Here is an 18,939-nt window from a genome sequence, read left to right on the forward strand (position 1 = left end):
CCAAATCATTTGTCGTACTGACGGAGCCTTTCGTGTGCAAGCATAATATCCATTTCTAGCTGAAATAGCATGTGTAGATTGCTTGAAGGAAGAGTAATTCTGCGTGCCGCGTGGTAGAGAAGTGGCTTGTTTTGTTTGATGACCGTCATGATTTCCACAACCGGAGGAACGACTTGCTTGATTCTTAGCAGACTTTGCAAATAGCGAAGAAAGGTTTGAATACTGGCCTGGTCGTCCTTGTTCGGTACCGTTTCAATCAAAGCGAAAAAGTCTCGGACGATGATACGTTTCGTCTCCTGAGGCTCCACTATGGTTGTACGATTCACTTGATCCACCTCACGGGAAAGAGTAACAGCTTCTTTTCTTTTCCCGCAGAATGACAAGTGATAAACCTTTTACTCCATAAAAAGTCTTTGGCATGTGCGTGTGCCAAAGGCTTTTTGTTTTTATGACTCGCTATGACCCTCGTAGATGCTTGCTTCTTCCAAGGGAATCCGTATACGCAGGAGCAGCCAGGCATTCAAGAGTGAAAACGTCAAGGCAGTTGTCACAGCGGAAAATGTCAGGGGGAGTAGGAGCAACTCAAGCGATACGACCAAGTAGTTGGGGTGACGAATGAACCGATAAGGACCACGCTTGATCGGAGCCTCGCCTGGGAGTATGAAGATGCGGGTATTCCACCGTTTGCCCAAGCTGCGAATACACCAGTACCGAAGCCCTTGCGCGATCAAAAACAGGCTGAACGGAACCGCCCACCAAGAGGGCAAAACCATGGCGCTACCTTTACCCACCACTTCGAAAATAAGCGAGAGAATAAAGAGAAGATGAAGAAGGACGATGTATTTGTAATGACTCGCCCCAACCTCGTAGCCCCCTTTCGAGCGGATATAGCGGGCATTCCTCAGGGCAACGAGAAGCTCAACCAGCCGCTGCAACACGACTACACACATAACGAATCCAAAGAAGAGCAACATGACTATCTCGCCTCCAGAAGTAACAGCTCGGAGCTAAATCCGGGTCCAAGCGCAGCGACCAAACCGCGATCTCCTGGCTCCCACGCCCTCTCCATACTTTTTTCCAAGACGAACAGAACCGTAGGGGAAGACATGTTTCCAAAATGGGTTAAGACATCTTCAGAAAAACGAGTGGCTTCTGTGCCAATACCCAGAGACCGCTGGTAAGCCGTTAATACCTTGGCTCCACCTGGATGGAAAATGAAATGACGCAGATGATCAATAGACATCCCATGCGGTGACAAAAAGCTCTCGACGTTTTCTCGCATCGAAGAACGAATGAGAGTAGGGATGTCGCGAGAGAAAATGACTTTTAACCCCGGATCGGTCAATTTCCATCCCATGACATCTACGGTATCGGGCCATGTTGTCGTTCGCGCATCACAGAATTGGACCTTGGGTGCGTCAGAGGAGGACAAGACTTGGTCTCCTTCTATTAATACGGCTGCCGCTCCATCTCCAAATAGGCACGTTGCGACCAAATTGCTTTTGGACAAATCTTGTCGGATGAAGGTCAAGCCGCACAGTTCTACGCTCACAAGCAATACTCGCCGCGAGGGATAAGCCCGGGTGTACTCACATGCCCGCGACAATCCCATCGCTCCACCGGCACAGCCCAGGCCCCACAACGGGACACGGGTTGCTTGCGGACGGAGTCCTAAACGGTGGAGCAAGCGGGAATCAAGGCTTGGGGTCGCAATTCCTGTGCTGGATACAAACATCAGACATTCGATGGATGACGGCTCGACACCAGCTTTTGTCAAACACTTTCGGGCTGCTTCCTCTGCCAAGGCTTCCGCATGCTCGATATACAATTGATTTTTCTCTGCAAATGGCCGGTCCTCCAAAAACCAATCCATTGGCATGCTAAAATGTCGCTTTTGAATGTGACTGTGTGCAAATACGTGTAACAAGCGGTCTATGTCGGGAAATGCATCTTGAAAGAATAAGCGTGCCAGCTTCATGGAATCCTCTTGTGTAATCTCGTGGGGAGGTACTGCTGTAGCTACTGCTTCAATACGGGGCATACATTCATTCACTCCCGTCTGTTTTTATTAGCCATTAGCTTGTCCCTTCCAATTGGTTCCAATTCATCTTGCAGCATGTGTATAGACCACAGGCTGGTTGTCAGGATTTTTTCCAAGATTCGTTTGAATGAATAAGTGACAGTTTCGTGGTTTTGCTTGAACTTACAAAAAAAGATAGGTAAAATATTCCTGATTATACGAAAAAAGACCTACTAAATCTTTTTTTAGATAGGTCTAATGTCCGGAATGAAAGAGGGTTTACATCGGATAGATTGGGGGTAGTGTACTTTGGGCTCACGCTGGATTAGCTTGGGTGTGTCCTGTGTGATGATCTCGGTTTGGTTAATCGGATACGGATTGCCGACGGATGAGAGTATGATTGTCTTTCTTTTACTTGTGTCTGTCATTCAGACGCTTGCTGCCTATCAAATAGGTAAATATGTAGATCAGTTGCGGCAGATGGCGTATCACGATTCACTTACAGGCGTTCTCGTCAATCGCAGATTTCTGGACAAGTTGGTTGAAGAAGTAGAGTTGGCAAAAAGCAATCATCAATCTGTTACTTTATTGTTTATTGATTTGGATAATTTCAAAATATTCAATGATTCATATGGCCATTTGGAAGGCGACCGACTCCTTTGCCAATTTGCAAGACTCCTGCAAGCAAGTGTTCGTAAACAAGATACGGTTGGAAGATGGGGTGGGGAAGAATTCGTCGTCCTGTTAACACATACAGACACATTAAGAGGGCTCGCAATCGGAGAACGAATTCAAAATCAAGTCAGAAACGCTCTTTCAGGTGTCACGGTCAGTATCGGAGTAGCCTCGTATCCTCACCATGCTTCAACAGCGGAAGAGTTAGCGAAAAAAGCAGATATGCTTATGTATGAAGCGAAAAAAAGGAAAGACTGCATGATGGTCGCTTCGAATGAAATGATAAATATTGGCAAAACTAACACTCGTCAGCTCTCTTGACACGGGTGTTTTTTTTGATTGTAAAGAGCATTTACAAAAACTTAATAATTCCTTAAAGAAAAATATACACACTTGACCTTGATTTTAAATTTACGGAAACAATAACTTTCGATATAATCTGTTAGGTGTCATTTATTCAAAGGAGTGAAGAAGTCCCGTATGTTGAAATCAAACAAGTATATCTTCTTTGATCTGTTCGAGCAGCAGATTGCCACTGTGCACAAAGGAACTCATCTTTTCTATGAAATGATAGGAAACTATCAAGATCTAGAAACAAAGGTTAAGGCAATCAAGGCTGTCGAGAAAGAAGGAGACGAAATCGTTCGTCGTATCATGAACGAGTTGAACTCTACTTTTATCACTCCGCTTGAGCGTGAAGACATTCACCAGCTCGCTCATACGATGGACTCGATGATCGACTACATTGACGGTGTCGCTGATCGTATGTATCTGTACCAAGTGACTCAACCAGATCCACGTGTATTGGCACAAGCCAATATTTTGGTGAAATGCTCGGCTAAGTTGATCGAGCTGATTCGCACACTGCGCAAGCTGGATCATAAAGTTGTTACACAAATCGCTGGGGAAATCAAAGACTTGGAGCATGAATCTGACTCCAACTACCGCAAAATGGTATCTGATTTGTTGAATTCTCCTGATACCAACCCAATGGAAGCGATCAAACTCAAAGAGATTTATGATAAACTCGAAGACTGTGCTGACTTCGCTGAGGACGTCTCCAACCTGGTAGAAGGGATCGTGTTAAAGAATGCCTGATCTTTCGCCAGAGGTGATTATTCTCGTACTCGTCGTCATCATGGCGCTAGCTTTTGACTTTATCAATGGTTTTCATGATACGGCGAACGCGATTGCGACTTCTGTTTCGACGCGTGCATTAAGTCCGAAAACCGCGATTATTATTGCATCCGTGTGTAACTTACTCGGGGCACTCTCGTATACGGGTGTAGCGAAGACAATCGGGGGAGGCATTACCGATCCGTTCAAGCTGGAAAATGGATTGGTCGTCGTTTTGGCCGCGTTGACATCTGCGATTTTGTGGAACCTAATCACCTGGTGGTTCGGAATTCCTAGCTCGTCCTCGCACGCGATTATCGGAGGCGTTGCAGGTGCTGCTTTTGGTGCCGCAGGAAGTGGTGCCATTAACTGGTCAGGCTTCATTAGCATTATCCAAGCGTTGATCGTATCCCCGCTTGTTGCGTTTGCTGTTGGTTTTGTCGTGATCAAGCTTGTTTCTTGGTTTGTTCGTAACTCAGCCTACCACAAAACCAATCGAGGTTTCCGTTCGATGCAAGTAGTGTCAGCAGCTTGGCAGGCCTTCAGCCATGGAGCCAACGATGCACAAAAAACAATGGGCGTAATCACCCTTGCTCTGATTTCTGGTGGATTCTTGATTCAAGCGCCGGGCGAATTCGTCATTCCACTGTGGGTAAAACTATCAGCTGCTATTGCAATGGCTTTAGGTACAGCTTTTGGTGGATGGCGTATCATCAAGACCTTGGGTGGTAAGATTATGAAAATCAAGCCAGTTTCCGGTTTCTCAGCAGACTTGTCTTCTGCCTTGATTATCACAATCTTTACAGCTTTGAAACTGCCGGTGAGCACAACGCACGTGATCACATCCGCCATCTTGGGGGTTGGGGCATCGCAAAAGCTGAACGCAGTAAAATGGGGCCTGGCTGGCCGAATCTTGGTCACTTGGGTCATTACCCTTCCGATTACAGGACTTTTGGCTGCTGCATGCTACGTCGTGTTTGACGTATTCCTGTAGAGCTACAGCTTTATCCAACAGATAACAGACACCTTTCCGTGTAGAGTACGCGGGAAGGTGTCTTTTTCATTAACTTGATCCAGTTAATCGCTCCCATAGACCGGGCTTGGGTTTAATTTGCACGAGGCGTACAGCAGAGAATGGGATATAATCCAGTGAGCCATCCCGCTCTTCAATTAATATGCCATTTGGGCTGTAATCATACAATTTGCCTTCTGCATATGCGGATAATCCTTGGCCGATCATACCTGGAGCAAAATGAATACGTACGTAGCGATCGAGATACTCCTCCAAAATTCCATCATCCATCTGATTCCCCTCCTTTGTCATTCTTTCTCCTAGTTATTGCCTGCATTGCGACAATTCAGACAAGGCAAAGAAAAAACCACCCAGTCGGACTGACCTGAGTGGCAATGGATATGGCATGTTGACGTTATTCGATCGAGTTTTGGGAATGTCCTGTCTGCTTGCTTTTACGTGCAAACACGAGCAACAAGATGACACCGGCAGCAATTAAGCACAGGCTGACTAATTGAGCGACACGTAGGGTATCGGCTATTAACAGACTGTCTGTACGCATTCCCTCAATGTAGAAGCGACCGATTGAATACAGAATCATGTAGCTGAACAAGACCTGTCCATCGAATTTTTTGAATCGGTACAGCATGAACATGAGAATGGCGAAAACGAGGAGGTTCCATAGCGATTCGTACAAGAACGTAGGGTGGTAGTATTGTCCGCCGATAAACATTTGCTCGCGGATGAATGCAGGGAACTTCTCCATGAATTCGGCAGAAACAACATCACCATGTGCTTCCTGGTTAATAAAGTTACCCCAACGTCCGATAGCCTGCCCCAGAATAACGCTGGGCATAAAAATGTCAGCCAAACGAAGGAACGGCAGATTATGTTTTCGAATATACCAGCTTCCTGCCAGAACACCACCGATTAATCCACCGTGAATAGCCAAACCGCCTTGCCAAACTGCAAAGATGTCCAGTGGATTGTCTTTGTACTGCTCCCATTCAAACGTTACATAATACAATCTTGCACAAACGATGGCTGCTGGAATGATCAGAACCACCATGTTCAAGACGTGATCAGGATCAATGCCAGAACGTTTGGAATTGTAGCGTGCGAGATAAGTACCCAAGAAAAACGCCAGCCCCATAATAATGCCATACCAGTGAATCTTTAAGGGGCCGATTGCAATTGCGATCGGATCAATCATGAATGTGCCTCCTTGCCTCAAAACATCTGTGCCAAGTATAGCACAAATACGTTGCTGGATTCCAACTAATGGCTTACTGGGACTGCAAAAAGCCGAGGATGGCATCAAGGGAGGCTCGTTTCGTCGGAGCAGATACGGATGAGAATAAATCTCCGAACGTTTCCAGCCGTTTGGGCACCGAATAAACGGTGAAGTCTGTGGGATGACAATGGGGAACCTCCTCCCACAGGAGTGGTGTTGATACGGTTGCCTGTTCTTTTGCACGGGTAGAATAAGGTACTGGCAATGTTTTCCCCCGCCAGTGTTGCAAATAGTCAATGTACAGCTTATCTCCCCGATTTTTCACTAAGCGCTCGATAGTTAATAGTGAGGGATGCTTGCTGACTAAATAGGCTGCGATAAAATGTCCGACCTGGCGTGTCTGTTCGAACGTATAGCGGAGTTCAATCGGAATGTATATTTGCAAGCCGCTGGAACCAGATGTTTTGACCCATGAAGGCAGCTGTAATTCATCGAGCAGTTGTTTCAGCAAGAGGGCAGATTCTATCACTACGGCAAAATCATCTGTGGAAGGGTCGAGGTCAAAAACGAGCTCTGTCGGAGTCTCATCCTTGGCGAGGTGAAAGGAGACGTGCCACTCCAATGCTGCTTGATTTGCCATCCACACGAGTGTCGCCCGGTCATTGCACAGGACGTAACGAACATTTTCCCACGTATGCGTTTGTATCCAGTCCGGCGCATAGTCAGGGGCGTTTTTTTGATAGAAGTGCTTGTCGCCAACTCCGTGAGGGTAGCGAATGACGGTTAAGAGTCGATCTTTGCTATACCGTAGGAGTGGGGCTGCGACAACCAGCAAATAGCGCAAGTAATCTAGCTTGCTTACCTTGGCCTGTGGCCATAGAGGCTTGTCAGGATTTGTAATCGACAATGTATGATTGTCAATCGTCAGCTCGTACTCTTTTGTTGCAGGACGCAATGATGTTTTCACCTTCTTTTGAAAAGGTAGTAGGTGTTCCTACTATCTCCCATCCGTGGTTCTCTATGTAAAAGGAATACCTCTTTGCATATATTCCCTGTCGATCAACCATAATACGGGTAGATTTCCAGTGGTTGGTGATGAAATGAAATTCAAGAAGAAAGATAAAATGAAAGAACTGATTGAGACAATGAATGCCTGCAGCTTGATTGAGCTGGAAGGTATACCGATTTCGCCTCGATTGGAAGAGAACATTGAACTGTTGAAAAAAATGTTCGCGGATTGCTCCGATTTTGTTATACGAGAATTCTGCCAAAAAAACAGTGTCCGAGCGATTGCTGTCTTCGTAGATGGGCTAATTGATACCAAAGAGGTCAATTCTGCACTGAAATCGTTAATGGTGCTTGAGGACGGCGATGAAGATATAAAAGTGATAGAAGAGTCACTTTTGCCCGTTTCGCAGATGGGAAGAGTAGACGATTATAAAAAGCTGCTACAAGCTGTGCTCTCAGGTGATACAGGCATTCTTGTAGAGGGGAATACAGAAGCATTGACACTCGGCATTCGTGGAGCAGAAAAACGTTCAGTTAACGAACCAGAAGGAGAAGCGGTCGTAAGGGGGCCGCGTGAGGGCTTTATCGAAAATATTCGCACGAACACGTCGATGCTGCGGCGCAAATTGCGAACACCTCGATTGAAAATGAAGTCCTTGGTAGTTGGACGTGAGACGAACACCAATCTGGTGGTTGCCTTTCTGGATGGGATTGCTGATCCAGAGATCGTACAGGAGGTCACTGGTCGAATCAGTAAGATCAATTTAGATGCTGTGCTGGAAAGCGGATATATCGAAGAGATGATTCAGGATAACACGTACTCGCCTTTCCCTCAGGTGATGTATTCCGAGCGCCCAGACACGGTTGCTGCGGCATTGCTGGAGGGGCGTGTCGCGATATTTGTGGATGGGACACCGATGGTTTTGATCGTGCCTGTTACGTTTTGGATGATGATGCAGGCCAGCGAGGATTATTACGAGCGATTTCAAATGGCTACCCTTGTTCGACTGCTGCGATATGTATTTCTCATCATTTCGCTCATTACCCCTGCTTTATATGTGGCCATTACGACTTATCATCAACAGATGCTACCGACCACGCTCCTGTTAAGTATTGCGGCTGCGCGCGAGTCCATTCCTTTTCCAGCTATCGTGGAGGCTTTTATTATGGAAATTTCTTTTGAAGCCTTGCGAGAAGCGGGGATTCGTCTTCCGAAAACGGTCGGGCAAGCTGTCAGTATTTTAGGTGCGCTGGTCGTTGGTCAGGCAGCCGTGCAGGCAGGGATTGTTTCTGCCCCCATGGTTATCGTTGTATCGCTTACAGGGATTGCCTCGTTTACGATCCCACATTTTAATGCATCGATTTCACTCCGAATGCTGCGTTTTCCGATCATGATTGCGGCTTCGATCCTCGGCATCTATGGAATGCTGGTAGCGTTATTGCTCATCCTTGGTCATATGGCCAACCTGCGCTCTTTTGGTGTCCCTTATTTATCGCCGCTAGGCCCGATGTCGATCGGCGATCTCAAAGACGTACTGATGAGGGCTCCATGGTCGATGATGGAAAAACGCCCGAGCTTTTTGGGTGTACAAAATGCTAGGCGTATGAACAATGGTTTTGCTAATTCTATTCAGCAAAGAGGAGGGCAATCAGGGGTGACAGGAAACCGTCATCCAAACGAGGAGGGACAATCGTGAAGGCTGTGACCCGCATTTTGGTGGTGTCGCTCTGTATGTTCCTGGTATCTGGCTGTTGGGATCGCCGTGAAGTAAATGATATGGCTATCGTCATTGCAATGGCGATGGATAAGGAACCAGACGGCAGGTATCGGTTATCCATTCAGGTCCCTCTGGTCAGTAGCCTAGGCGCCCAGTCCGGAGGTGGTGGGGGGACAAGTGGTGATAAGAGTTATTACGTCGATTCCGCAGTAGGCAGGACGATTCGGGAAGCGAATGGATTGATCCAAGCAAGAATGTCTCGGGAAATTTACTACTCCCATCACCGGATGATCGTCATAGGCGAAGAACTAGCAAAGGACGGAATGTCAGATGTGCTGGATATTGTGGCGCGTTTTCCGGAAAACAGACTGACAGCTTACATTGTCATGACAAAAGGCAAAGCAATTGAATTACTAACCGCACAGCCGCAATTTGAACGCTTTTCAGGAGAAGCGATGCGTGAGTTGGTCAAGATGGGGGGCATTACGGTAACGTTGAAGGATGTGGCTCAGATGCTCGGTACACCAGGGGTTGATGCCATCTTGCCCGTTCTGGCAGCAGTCGATTCCCATCCGAAAGGAAAGTCAAAAGAAATAGAGGCGACGGGGGTTGGCTTATTTCGACGTGACAAGCTCGTAACCATCGTGAAGCCCAAAGAACTGCTCGGTTTGCGATTGTTCCAACGCGATTTTACACCGTTTTCTGTTGTGCTGTCCCTTAACAAGCACGAACGGCTTACGATAACTCTTTCGAAAGGAAGGGCAAATATCAAGCCCGTGATCAAGAAAGGCCACGTCCATTTCAAAATTGATCTTTACGCTTCTGCCGTTGTGGTGGAGAATTTGTCAAACCTCGATCTCGAGGAAGAGAAAAATATTAGAATGCTGCAAGCGAAGCTCGTCGAGCAAATCAATAACGGTGTAAACCATATGATGCAAACGATACAAAAGAAACATACAGATTTCATTGGCTTAGGAATCGCATTGTCAAGGAACTATCCGCGAGAGTGGCGATACCGATATCGGAACAGGTGGAATGAGGAGCTTCCGAAAATCACATATGAAATCCGGTCCAAAGTGAACGTGGTCAATTTCGGACAGACAACGAAGAATATAACCAAAGGTGAAGATGATCATGAATAGAATATTTCTGGTCTTTTTTGTCTTCATGCTGTTACTTTCCATTGGAGAATTCATCCTGAAGCGAAAAGGTATGGATGGAAGACAGCAGCGAGTCATTGTTATTTTCTACACCTTAACCATTGTTTTTCTGATTGCATTGCAATTCCAGTATTATCAAATCCTGCCCACGAGTAATATCATGAATATGTTCTCGCCTTATGTGAAACGGTGGGTGGATCAGTTCGTATAAGGAGGCCCAAGTATGATTCACAAGCAAGTTGTCAATCATCGACAAATTGCCTGGCTCGTCGGCAGTGTCTTGATGACAGGAATGATGATCGGTTTCTTGCGGTCTGTCGTTCAGGTAGCGAGGATGGATGGGTGGTTCTCTCAAATTTTTCCCATCTTTTATGCGATTTTTATCGCCTACGTTTTGAGTGAGCTGGTGGAGGCTTACCCTGGGAAGAATATCTTTGAAATCTTGTTTATTATTGGCGGGAAGTGGATTGGTGGAGTTATCAATCTCCTCATTTTGTTTTACATTTGGATCATTCTGGCGATCGATATTAAAGGGGCTGCTGATTTTTTACATATCTCTTTATTGCCTTCCACACCATTGGAGGTCATCTTACTCGTCTTCGTCCTGCTGATGATGTACTATGGCAAAACGAGTCTTGAGGTGGCGGCGCGAGTAAATGAGTTTTATTTTCCTCTTTATTTCATCATGTGCATTTCGTTATATTTCCTGCTGATGAATGAATACAACGTAGAGCGATTAGAACCAATCTTAACCAATAGATTGGATCAGATCGTGGTTAGCAACTTTTTACCAGTGGGTGTATATGGTGATATTTTTCTCATTGGGGCGTTCTTACATGCCATTGTAGAGCCGCGACTATTTTATGCTGCGATGAAACACGGGATCATCATTGTTGGCTTTGGGACGACGATTATGTTGCTTGTCTTGCTCGGGGTGATGGGCTTCATTATCGCTAGTCGACTGAATTTCCCCATCTATATTCTCGTCCAGCAAATCCACGTCACAGATTTTCTGGACAGGGTCGAAATGATCCTCTTTAGTGTTTGGTTCCCGGCTTTCACAATTAAAGTCATAGTCGCTTACTTGGCATTTTTAGTGGGGGTGGGATCATTTGGGGGACAGCGGCATTACAATACATTCAATGCTCCGTGTGGATGGTTCATCGTTGTATCGTCCATATTTGCGTTTCCAAATGTAGCGAATATCGATCAATTTATTAGTTATAGCTTGCCGTTGTTCGTGCTCGTCTTTCAATTCCCGTTGGCGATCTTTTTGCTCATTCACGTAAGGCGAAAGAACAAAGGAAGAGAGCAAAGCCTCATTCCCGAAGGAACGAAGCTTTATCGATTTTACCGGTCGATGGTATGGACCACGACAGTCTGTTTGAGTGGTTGTGTGATCGTGATTTTGATTGGGGACTTTTTCAAGGATAAATCAGCGGTTGGAGGGGTGGCGACAGCCGTTGCGTATATTGCCCTCTTACTGATAGCGCTGTTGACGAGCTACGGGGAAATGCAGGCTCTTAATCATGGCAAGCAAAAGCTGGGGAAAGCAAAACAGTCTGGTTCGTTTCGACAATGAGGTCGAAAGTCAAGGGGTTCCTTACTCCAAAACACACTGGTGGGGAGGGACATCCACAAAGCCTTGTATGCTTGGCTGTCGCAAGGAATGCCCTTCTTTCCACTCTGCAAATTTGATTTTGACGGTAATTTCCGGCTGTATCCATAAAGTATTGGCTACGCGTGGTGGCTTGTTAACAAAAGACATCTTCTGTTGGACGAGGGGCTGTATTCGCTCCGTTAAAGCGCGCCAGTCCGTTTGCGTCAATTTTCCAGTACCTGCATGGCCGATGTACCAAAAAGAACCTTGTTGATCAAACAGGCCCAGAAGCAACGAATTGACAATCTGATTCCGAAGCGTCACGCCGCCTACGACAGCGATGAGATCCCGGTAATACTTTTTCTTTCTCCAGCGTTGATCTTTCCCATTGATCAAGTAGCTGCTCGACGCATCCTTCATCATGATTCCTTCCATGCCTTGAGCTTCTATGACACGGTAAAGAGCGTCTCCATCAGCAAAATTTTCAACGAGCTGCACATGAGAAGTAGGAGTGATGATTTTTGCGAGTATTTGTTGTCGCTCTGATAGTGGGTAGGAAGTTACCCATTCATCATTCCAGTACAGGACATCGAAAACCATGTATGTAACAGGGACAAGCTTTTGTATCTGGGAGACCTTCTCTAAACGGCGCAGCCCGTCTCTTTTCATGACCTCGTAAAAAGAAGGCTTTCCGTCCGGGCCGAGAGCGATTATTTCCCCATCCAAAATCACAGAATCGGCATGACAATACGACCGAAGATCGGTTACTTCTGGATAATGGAAAGTCCGTTCATTTAATTTTCTGTTGAACAGTTTGACCTCTTGTCCATCGTAGTAGGTAAGAATGCGAACACCATCCCATTTCACTTGGCCTATCCATTGTGGTCCTACAGGTATAGCTTCCGTGCTGATAGGCTCAAAAGGAAAAAGCGGAGTTAGTTCCATAGCTGCCACCTTTATGTTTAGTTGGGACGTGCCCGGTTTTCTAATACAGTTTCACGGATAGGCATAATCTATACGAGTGGTGCTGTCGGATGAACTCCTGTTAGAATTTTACGAAACTTTTTCATTGATTAAGTATTGAATTCGGGCTATACTACGTGTATAAAGTAACCAATGGGTCAGCGGATTGGGCTGTATCTGGTTGAGCTGCTTCCTCCTTCCGTGGTACGTCCACCACACCTCATGGGAAGGGAGCTGCTCTCTGATATGGCCCTCTTTGCGTCTCTTGCTCCAGTTGGGAATGTTTGTTGTTCACTTTCTTTAATCCTTTTTTCATTGATATACAATTAGAGACATGTTTATAATGACTGTGCGAACTCATTTACGAAAGAAGGAATTGACTTGCCGTTTCTTCGGTTTAAAGGCTTTGCGAAGCAAGACATAGAGCCCATTTCTCAGATTCTTATAGAAGAGTTTTCCAAAATTGCTGAAGTAGCTCAGGAAAAGGTGAAATTAGAGCTGCTTCAGGTAGAGCAATTGACGAACAGTCCTTTGTCTGTAGAGATCATGATGTTTCCCCGTGAACAAAAGCAGCATGACGCGATTGCTAGTGCCATACACGGCATTTTGAAGAAGCAAGGCTTTCTGCATATCCATATTTTCTTCATTCTGCTATCGCCCTCTCTCTATTATAAAGAAGGACTTCCATTGCAAGTTGGAATGACGAAATAAGCAAGAAAAAAGGTCGAGATCCACCAAAGGGATTTCGACCTTTTTCTATTAATAATAAAGGCTTTCGGTTTGCAGGCACTTCGAGCAGGTTCGCGTAAGTGGAGTTTCGATATAGACGTGGCTGCAGTCCTGTTGAATCAGCCGCAATTGTTGTTTAAATTGCTCTAGCTCAGCTTCTAATCGACTGATCTTTTCGCGTAAACGACTGGCTTCCTCCATAGGCTTCCTCCTTCATTACGGCTGGTACAAACGGCTTCCTTGTTCGCGGAACTCACGCGATTTTTCCTGCATCCCTGCAAGAATGGCGGGGTCTTGGGCACCCCCTTGTTCATTGGCAATGTGACGAATGTCGTGCGAAATTTTCATGCTGCAAAATTTTGGTCCGCACATGGAACAAAAATGGGCTGACTTGGCGGCTTCTGCTGGCAATGTTTCGTCGTGATATTCGCGGGCGCGTTCTGGGTCCAGAGACAAATTGAATTGATCGTTCCAGCGAAAATCAAAACGAGCTTTGGATAAGGCGTCGTCACGCTGTTTTGCTCGCGGATGTCCTTTTGCAAGATCAGCGGCATGCGCTGCGATTTTGTATGCGATTAAACCGTTGCGGACATCCTCTTTATTGGGTAGACCGAGGTGCTCCTTAGGTGTTACGTAGCAGAGCATCGCTGTTCCGAACCATCCGATCATGGCGGCGCCAATCGCTGAAGTGATGTGATCATAGCCGGGAGCAATATCTGTCGTGAGTGGCCCCAGTGTGTAAAAAGGAGCCTCATGGCAAATGGATAACTGTTTATCCATATTTTCGCGAATGAGATGCATGGGGACGTGACCAGGGCCTTCAATCATGACTTGTACGTCGTGTTCCCACGCAATTTTTGTGAGTTCTCCCAATGTTTCAAGCTCCGCGAACTGCGCCTCGTCATTCGCATCCGCGATAGAGCCAGGACGTAGTCCATCTCCAAGGGATACACAAATGTCGTAGGCCTTCAGAATTTCGCAAATTTCAGCGAAATGCGTATACAAAAAGTTTTCCTCATGATGGGCCAGGCACCATGCGGCCAAAATCGATCCGCCGCGAGAGACGATACCGGTAACACGGTTAGCGGTCATAGGAATGTAGCGCAAGAGAACACCAGCATGAATGGTGAAGTAATCGACGCCTTGTTCTGCTTGCTCAATCAAGGTGTCTCGGTAAACCTCCCATGTCAAATCCTCGGCTTTCCCATTTACTTTTTCAAGTGCTTGATAAATCGGGACAGTACCGACTGGAACGGGACTATTGCGGATAATCCACTCCCGCGTGGTGTGTATATGTTTTCCCGTCGAGAGGTCCATGATAGTGTCGGCACCCCAACGGACCGACCAAATCATTTTTTCGACTTCTTCTTCCATCGAAGAGCTGACAGCTGACGTTCCGATGTTGGCATTGATTTTGACATGAAAGTTGCGGCCAATGATCATCGGCTCGCTTTCTGGATGATTGACGTTAGAAGGGAGAATCGCACGTCCAGCGGCAATTTCTGCCCGTACAAATTCAGGGGAGACACCCTCGCGAATGGCAACGTATTCCATTTCCGGTGTGATGATATTTTTTCGGGCATAATGAAGCTGGGTAACATTTTTCCCTGGCTTTGCCCGTTTTGGTTTGTAGCCCTCTCGAGGGAAAGTGGGGAGGGTGGCTGCCTTTTCTTCGTTTCGGATGCCGTCGTCAACTAGTTGTGGTTCGCGACCGACATACGTTTCCGCATCATTTCGCTCATCGATCCACATGTGGCGGATGGAGGGCAGTCCTGCTTGAATGTCAGGAACGTACCCCGTTGCGGTATATTCGCCACTCGTATCGTACACGCGAAGAGGAGGATTGGGTGTGGAGCCAGACAATCCTTCGGTAGGATGAAGAGAAATCTCTCGCATCGGGACGCGAATGTCCGCACGACTACCTATTTCGTATACTTTGTGACTGCCTGGAAAAGATGACACCAATGACATAAGAAAAACCTCCTTGTTTTGGTTGCACGAAAGCGAGAACCGTTTAGGGAGGCGAAAGAAACATCCCACGAAAAAGCGCCGCATAACAACATGCGACGCCAACGCGAGAGTAGAGAAGAAACGGGTATCCTAATCCTAAAGATACACGCATCTTTTCGTGTCGTATATGACATTCCTCCGCTGGCATTACCCAGTTCAGGTTCAACGGTCGATGGCACAGTACCATCCTCTCAGCCTGGTGAATTCCAAGCTCCCGTGCTTTTTTATTTTGGATTGCAAGAATAGGATAACGGGAAGTCCAATGAATTTCAAGGGAAATTTTCCAGTGAAAATATTGCGGGTGTGCAACACATTTTCCTCCCCCCTATTCTCATGAATCGGACTAAAACTGTTTCTGTAGACCCACATGAATCCTATCTGTTACGATGAAGTTCGAAAAAAAGCAACTGCTTCCAGCGCTTTGATTTTTCTCGTTTTCGAAGCAGGATGGAGAAGTATTTTGAGGTGATGAGGTATGGATGTTTATTCGGATCTAAAACAAGGAGAACGTGGAGCGTGGGTGAGTATTTTCGCCTACATATTCTGCTCTGTATTAAAAATAGGAGTTGCGTATGTTACTGCGTCGGAAGCTTTAATGGCTGATGGTCTTAACAACTCAACGGATGTCGTCGCATCGATTGCTGTTTTAATCGGGCTGCGTATTGCAAGGAAACCACCTGATAAAGATCACCCGTATGGCCATTTTCGGGCGGAGACGATTTCAGCACTTGTCGCATCATTTATTATGCTATTTGTCGGAGTTCAAGTCGTTACGAATGCCGTACCATCCTTATTAGACCCACAGCATGCGGCACCTGACCTGTTGGCAGGGTGGACAGCACTTGCAACCGCAGTCATCATGCTTTTCGTCTATCGCTACAATAAAAAGCTCGCCATCAAAACAAATAGCCAAGCACTAGATGCAGCAGCCGCTGACAACCGTTCAGACGCATTCGTCAGTATCGGGACGTTTATCGGGGTAGCTGGCGCACAATTCCAATTACACTGGCTTGATCCTTTAGCTGCTTTTGTTGTTGGTCTCATCATCTTGAAGACTGCTTGGGACATTTTCAGGGAAGCAACCCACCGTTTGACAGATGGCTTTGACGAGAGCAAGCTTGCTGACCTGCGAACTACCATTTCCTCCATTTCGGGAGTGAAGGATATCAGTGACATCAAAGCCCGCTACCATGGAAGCAGCGTGCTGGTTGATGTTGTGATCCATGTAGATCCCGGTCTGAATGTGGTGGAGAGCCACACCATCACCGAGAAAATTGAAGAACAGATGCGCAAGATTCATCGCATTAACGCCGTTCATATCCATATTGAACCATGTAGGAAGATGGCACCAAACTAGATGTCTTGATGCGAATACAAAAAAACCTGTCCAGAGTGGGCAGGTTTTTTTGTTGCAAATTAAACAGGGGTAGCTTTCTTTTTGCGTAGTGTTTTGGTTGTAGAAGTAGTCGTAGTCTTTGCTGCGCTCGCCTTTTTCGATGCTTGCTCTTTTTCGGACGAGGAGGCAGCAGTGGTGCGTTTTCGCGCAGGCTTTGACGGAGTCGGTTCAGGCTCGATTTTGATGGGTACGGCGGCTTGACCAGCTGTAGACTCCAAGCTTTCTTTGAGAGCTTGCATGAGATCAATGACATTGGTTCTTGCCACGGTAGGTGCTGTGGCGATCTCCTGACCCTCCAGTTTTTTCTCAATCAATTTTTGCAGGTCAGTTCGATACTCATCTGTATATTTTTCAGGATCAAAAGGGATCGTCATATTGCTAATGAGCTCAGTTGCCATCTTCAGTTCGTTTTCGGCCAACGGTACAGTGGCTTCTGGCAAGGCAGGCACTTGACTGACGGGACGTACCTCATCTGGATAGAAGATCGTCTCCAGCATGATGCAGTGCTCATACAGTCGAATAACGGCCAGGCTTTGCCGATTGCGCATCGTCACCTGTGCAACGCCGATCTTGCCTGTCTGTTCCATAGCCGAGCGCAGCAGAGCGTATGCTTTTTCACCAGTGTCCTGTGGGGATAGGAAATAGCTTTTGTGAAAATAAACCGGATCGATCTCTGACAAGTCTACGAAGTCGATAATTTCAATGGCTCTGCGTGTTTCTGGCGTAATGGCTTCCAGATCTTCATCGTCAATCATGACAAAATGTCCTTTTTCATATTCGAAGCCACGGACGATTTCACTTGTATCAACCTCGCGCTGGCAGTGGGGACACATTTTTGTGTACTTGATCGGGGTATTGCACTCTTTATGCAGTTGGCGAAAGCGAATATCGCGCTCTTCCGTTGCAGTAAACATGCGAACTGGTATATTGACGAGGCCGAAGCTGATCGAGCCCTTCCACACCGTATGCATGGCGGATACCTCCTTCACAGCTATTTTTGTATAGTATCTGTAACTGCATAGAAGAAATGCCGAGGGAATTGAAGGTGGAAAAGTAAAAAGCCAGCCGATTCGAAGTGGCTGGCCTCTTGTATAGCTACTGCCCATGTTTGACGATGTCCGATTGATCTGCACGTGATTGCATGTCTCGCGCCAGCTCGACTTCTTTGCCAGTACGGTCCGCAATGGACTGGGCTTTGGACGCCTTCAGCTTTTGTGCAGACGGTCGCTTTTCTGCCATGAACGACTCACTCCTTTCAGGCAATATACATGTAGGGGGTGTTGCAGGTACATGTAGTATGCGCTGCACACAAAAAAATACCCCATCGCCAAATGACGAGGGGCAGCCGTTCAACTCCTCCCGATGAAGGGAGCGATGGCACGAAATGCTCCTATCAGACACGTCGTGCGCCAAAGTGAACAGCCTTTCAATTATGGGAGAGGAGAAACCGGAGGAAGAGCTTATGGGGAAACGTAAGTCTTCTCCGCGGTTGTCAGCGACACCGTTGCGTCGCTATTCATCATCTTTTCCAATCGAAATGGGTTGTATACCTTTCTTGCACATAAATTTTTCCAGTTGCTAATTTTACGGGTGTATGCAGTTGTGATAGTATGATATCATTCTCAGTCTTAAAAATCGCGTTTAACAATACGCGTTGAATAACCTCTTACAACATACATAGGAAAGCAGACAGGTGAAATGAGTATGCGAGTCATCGCTGGAGAGCACAGAGGAAGACGGTTGGCAGCAGTTCCGGGTAAAGGAACCAGACCGACAACCGATAAAGTCAAAGAATCAATTTTTAATATGATTGGTCCGTATTTCGATGGCGGGTGGGCATTGGACCTATACGCAGGAACAGGTGGTCTCGGGATCGAGGCATTGAGTAGGGGAGCGGACCGAGCTGTTTTCGTGGAGCGAGATCACAAAGCATTTGCCGTGGTAAAACAAAACGTCAGCACTTGCAGGCTAGACAATTATGCAGAACTTTATCGGATGGATGCGGACCGTGCCATTCGCACACTCAGTACGCGCAATCAAAAATTTGATCTCGTCTTTTTGGACCCGCCGTACGCCCAGCAAAAAATTGTCGAAGAAATAGAGATGTTGCAGGAGCTGGGGATGTTGGCGGACGGAGCGTGGATCGTGGCTGAGCATGATATCGCAGACTCCTTTCCAGATACGATTGGTCATTGTGTGAAGGAGCGAGCGGCTAAGTATGGGGATACGGCCGTTACCGTGTATTATTGCGATTTGGAGCCACAAGCCTAACTTTCAAATCAAGGTGCAAAAGAGCAC

General features: G+C 46.6%; 21 protein-coding genes and 1 riboswitch. Of the genes, 10 read left to right on the forward strand and 11 right to left on the reverse strand.

Features of this window, described 5'->3' with window-relative positions:
- Positions 1 to 5: 5 nt before the first annotated feature.
- The 3 genes from HP568_RS08655 to HP568_RS08665 all read right to left on the reverse strand — a co-directional run bounded on the left by HP568_RS08655 (position 6) and on the right by HP568_RS08665 (position 2,041).
- The gene (locus HP568_RS08655; RefSeq protein WP_254475897.1) at positions 6 to 335 is read right to left on the reverse strand and encodes a hypothetical protein; all 330 of its coding nucleotides are present in this window, start codon (positions 333 to 335) and stop codon (positions 6 to 8) included.
- 111 nt (positions 336 to 446) lie between these two features.
- Positions 447 to 974, reverse strand: coding sequence for an isoprenylcysteine carboxyl methyltransferase family protein (locus tag HP568_RS08660; protein ID WP_173628878.1), 528 nt, complete (start codon positions 972 to 974; stop codon positions 447 to 449).
- Positions 975 to 976: 2 nt separating this feature from the next.
- The gene (locus tag HP568_RS08665; RefSeq protein ID WP_173628879.1) at positions 977 to 2,041 is read right to left on the reverse strand and encodes a type III polyketide synthase; all 1,065 of its coding nucleotides are present in this window, start codon (positions 2,039 to 2,041) and stop codon (positions 977 to 979) included.
- 288 nt (positions 2,042 to 2,329) lie between these two features.
- Between HP568_RS08665 and HP568_RS08670 the strand changes: the two genes are divergently transcribed.
- The 3 genes from HP568_RS08670 to HP568_RS08680 all read left to right on the forward strand — a co-directional run bounded on the left by HP568_RS08670 (position 2,330) and on the right by HP568_RS08680 (position 4,805).
- A complete protein-coding gene (locus HP568_RS08670) occupies positions 2,330 to 3,016 on the forward strand; it encodes a GGDEF domain-containing protein (protein WP_173628880.1) in 687 nt (228 codons plus the stop codon).
- Between the two features lie 159 nt (positions 3,017 to 3,175).
- Positions 3,176 to 3,793, forward strand: a complete 618-nt coding sequence (locus HP568_RS08675) for a DUF47 domain-containing protein (RefSeq protein WP_007728239.1) — start codon at positions 3,176 to 3,178, stop codon at positions 3,791 to 3,793.
- Positions 3,786 to 4,805 (forward strand): inorganic phosphate transporter, encoded by a 1,020-nt coding sequence (locus HP568_RS08680; RefSeq protein ID WP_048033598.1) that lies wholly within the window; start codon positions 3,786 to 3,788, stop codon positions 4,803 to 4,805. The genes HP568_RS08675 and HP568_RS08680 overlap by 8 nt, the downstream gene beginning before the upstream one ends.
- Before the next feature lie 69 nt (positions 4,806 to 4,874).
- Here HP568_RS08680 and HP568_RS08685 read toward each other — a convergent pair whose 3' ends face one another.
- The 3 genes from HP568_RS08685 to ligD form a co-directional block, all read right to left on the reverse strand.
- Positions 4,875 to 5,114 carry a hypothetical protein gene (locus tag HP568_RS08685; protein WP_048033597.1) on the reverse strand — a complete coding sequence of 80 codons (240 nt, stop codon included), beginning with the start codon at positions 5,112 to 5,114 and terminating at the stop codon, positions 4,875 to 4,877.
- A 124-nt stretch (positions 5,115 to 5,238) separates the two neighbouring features.
- Positions 5,239 to 6,036, reverse strand: coding sequence for a prolipoprotein diacylglyceryl transferase (gene lgt / locus HP568_RS08690; protein ID WP_048033596.1), 798 nt, complete (start codon positions 6,034 to 6,036; stop codon positions 5,239 to 5,241).
- A 73-nt stretch (positions 6,037 to 6,109) separates the two neighbouring features.
- Positions 6,110 to 7,012 (reverse strand): non-homologous end-joining DNA ligase, encoded by a 903-nt coding sequence (ligD, locus tag HP568_RS08695; protein ID WP_048033595.1) that lies wholly within the window; start codon positions 7,010 to 7,012, stop codon positions 6,110 to 6,112.
- A gap of 169 nt (positions 7,013 to 7,181) precedes the next feature.
- On the opposite strand from ligD, the gene HP568_RS08700 reads away from it, so the two are divergent.
- The 4 genes from HP568_RS08700 to HP568_RS08715 are packed head-to-tail and all read left to right on the forward strand — an operon-like array spanning position 7,182 to position 11,525.
- On the forward strand, positions 7,182 to 8,762 hold the full coding sequence (locus tag HP568_RS08700) for a spore germination protein (RefSeq protein WP_375154928.1): 1,581 nt from the start codon (positions 7,182 to 7,184) through the stop codon (positions 8,760 to 8,762).
- Positions 8,759 to 9,925 (forward strand): Ger(x)C family spore germination protein, encoded by a 1,167-nt coding sequence (locus HP568_RS08705; RefSeq protein ID WP_048033594.1) that lies wholly within the window; start codon positions 8,759 to 8,761, stop codon positions 9,923 to 9,925. The genes HP568_RS08700 and HP568_RS08705 overlap by 4 nt, the downstream gene beginning before the upstream one ends.
- The gene (locus tag HP568_RS08710) at positions 9,918 to 10,154 is read left to right on the forward strand and encodes a hypothetical protein (protein WP_048033593.1); all 237 of its coding nucleotides are present in this window, start codon (positions 9,918 to 9,920) and stop codon (positions 10,152 to 10,154) included. The genes HP568_RS08705 and HP568_RS08710 overlap by 8 nt, the downstream gene beginning before the upstream one ends.
- 12 nt (positions 10,155 to 10,166) lie before the next feature.
- Positions 10,167 to 11,525, forward strand: coding sequence for a GerAB/ArcD/ProY family transporter (locus tag HP568_RS08715; RefSeq protein ID WP_048033592.1), 1,359 nt, complete (start codon positions 10,167 to 10,169; stop codon positions 11,523 to 11,525).
- A 21-nt stretch (positions 11,526 to 11,546) separates the two neighbouring features.
- Here HP568_RS08715 and HP568_RS08720 read toward each other — a convergent pair whose 3' ends face one another.
- Positions 11,547 to 12,488: an ATP-dependent DNA ligase gene (locus HP568_RS08720; RefSeq protein ID WP_048033591.1), complete on the reverse strand. Its 942-nt coding sequence runs from the start codon at positions 12,486 to 12,488 to the stop codon at positions 11,547 to 11,549.
- Positions 12,489 to 12,887: 399 nt separating this feature from the next.
- On the opposite strand from HP568_RS08720, the gene HP568_RS08725 reads away from it, so the two are divergent.
- Positions 12,888 to 13,217 carry a DUF1904 family protein gene (locus HP568_RS08725; protein ID WP_048033590.1) on the forward strand — a complete coding sequence of 110 codons (330 nt, stop codon included), beginning with the start codon at positions 12,888 to 12,890 and terminating at the stop codon, positions 13,215 to 13,217.
- A 48-nt stretch (positions 13,218 to 13,265) separates the two neighbouring features.
- On the opposite strand, the gene HP568_RS08730 is transcribed toward HP568_RS08725, so the two are convergent.
- Together HP568_RS08730 and thiC are read right to left on the reverse strand one after the other, a co-directional pair.
- On the reverse strand, positions 13,266 to 13,436 hold the full coding sequence (locus tag HP568_RS08730) for a hypothetical protein (RefSeq protein ID WP_173628881.1): 171 nt from the start codon (positions 13,434 to 13,436) through the stop codon (positions 13,266 to 13,268).
- Positions 13,437 to 13,451: 15 nt separating this feature from the next.
- Positions 13,452 to 15,206 carry a phosphomethylpyrimidine synthase ThiC gene (gene thiC / locus HP568_RS08735; RefSeq protein WP_048033589.1) on the reverse strand — a complete coding sequence of 585 codons (1,755 nt, stop codon included), beginning with the start codon at positions 15,204 to 15,206 and terminating at the stop codon, positions 13,452 to 13,454.
- A gap of 154 nt (positions 15,207 to 15,360) precedes the next feature.
- A riboswitch (TPP riboswitch) is annotated at positions 15,361 to 15,473 on the reverse strand.
- Between the two features lie 247 nt (positions 15,474 to 15,720).
- Here thiC and HP568_RS08740 point away from each other — a divergent pair.
- On the forward strand, positions 15,721 to 16,602 hold the full coding sequence (locus HP568_RS08740; RefSeq protein ID WP_048033588.1) for a cation diffusion facilitator family transporter: 882 nt from the start codon (positions 15,721 to 15,723) through the stop codon (positions 16,600 to 16,602).
- Between the two features lie 59 nt (positions 16,603 to 16,661).
- Here the strand turns inward: HP568_RS08740 and ku are convergent, their stop codons facing one another.
- Positions 16,662 to 17,612 carry a non-homologous end joining protein Ku gene (gene ku / locus HP568_RS08745; RefSeq protein WP_048033587.1) on the reverse strand — a complete coding sequence of 317 codons (951 nt, stop codon included), beginning with the start codon at positions 17,610 to 17,612 and terminating at the stop codon, positions 16,662 to 16,664.
- A gap of 124 nt (positions 17,613 to 17,736) precedes the next feature.
- Positions 17,737 to 17,880: a hypothetical protein gene (locus HP568_RS08750; RefSeq protein ID WP_173628882.1), complete on the reverse strand. Its 144-nt coding sequence runs from the start codon at positions 17,878 to 17,880 to the stop codon at positions 17,737 to 17,739.
- Between the two features lie 465 nt (positions 17,881 to 18,345).
- Between HP568_RS08750 and rsmD the strand changes: the two genes are divergently transcribed.
- Positions 18,346 to 18,912, forward strand: a complete 567-nt coding sequence (rsmD, locus tag HP568_RS08755; protein ID WP_173628883.1) for a 16S rRNA (guanine(966)-N(2))-methyltransferase RsmD — start codon at positions 18,346 to 18,348, stop codon at positions 18,910 to 18,912.
- Positions 18,913 to 18,939: the final 27 nt, after the last annotated feature.

Source organism: Brevibacillus sp. MS2.2 (assembly GCF_013284345.1).
Lineage (GTDB): Bacteria > Bacillota > Bacilli > Brevibacillales > Brevibacillaceae > Brevibacillus > Brevibacillus brevis_C.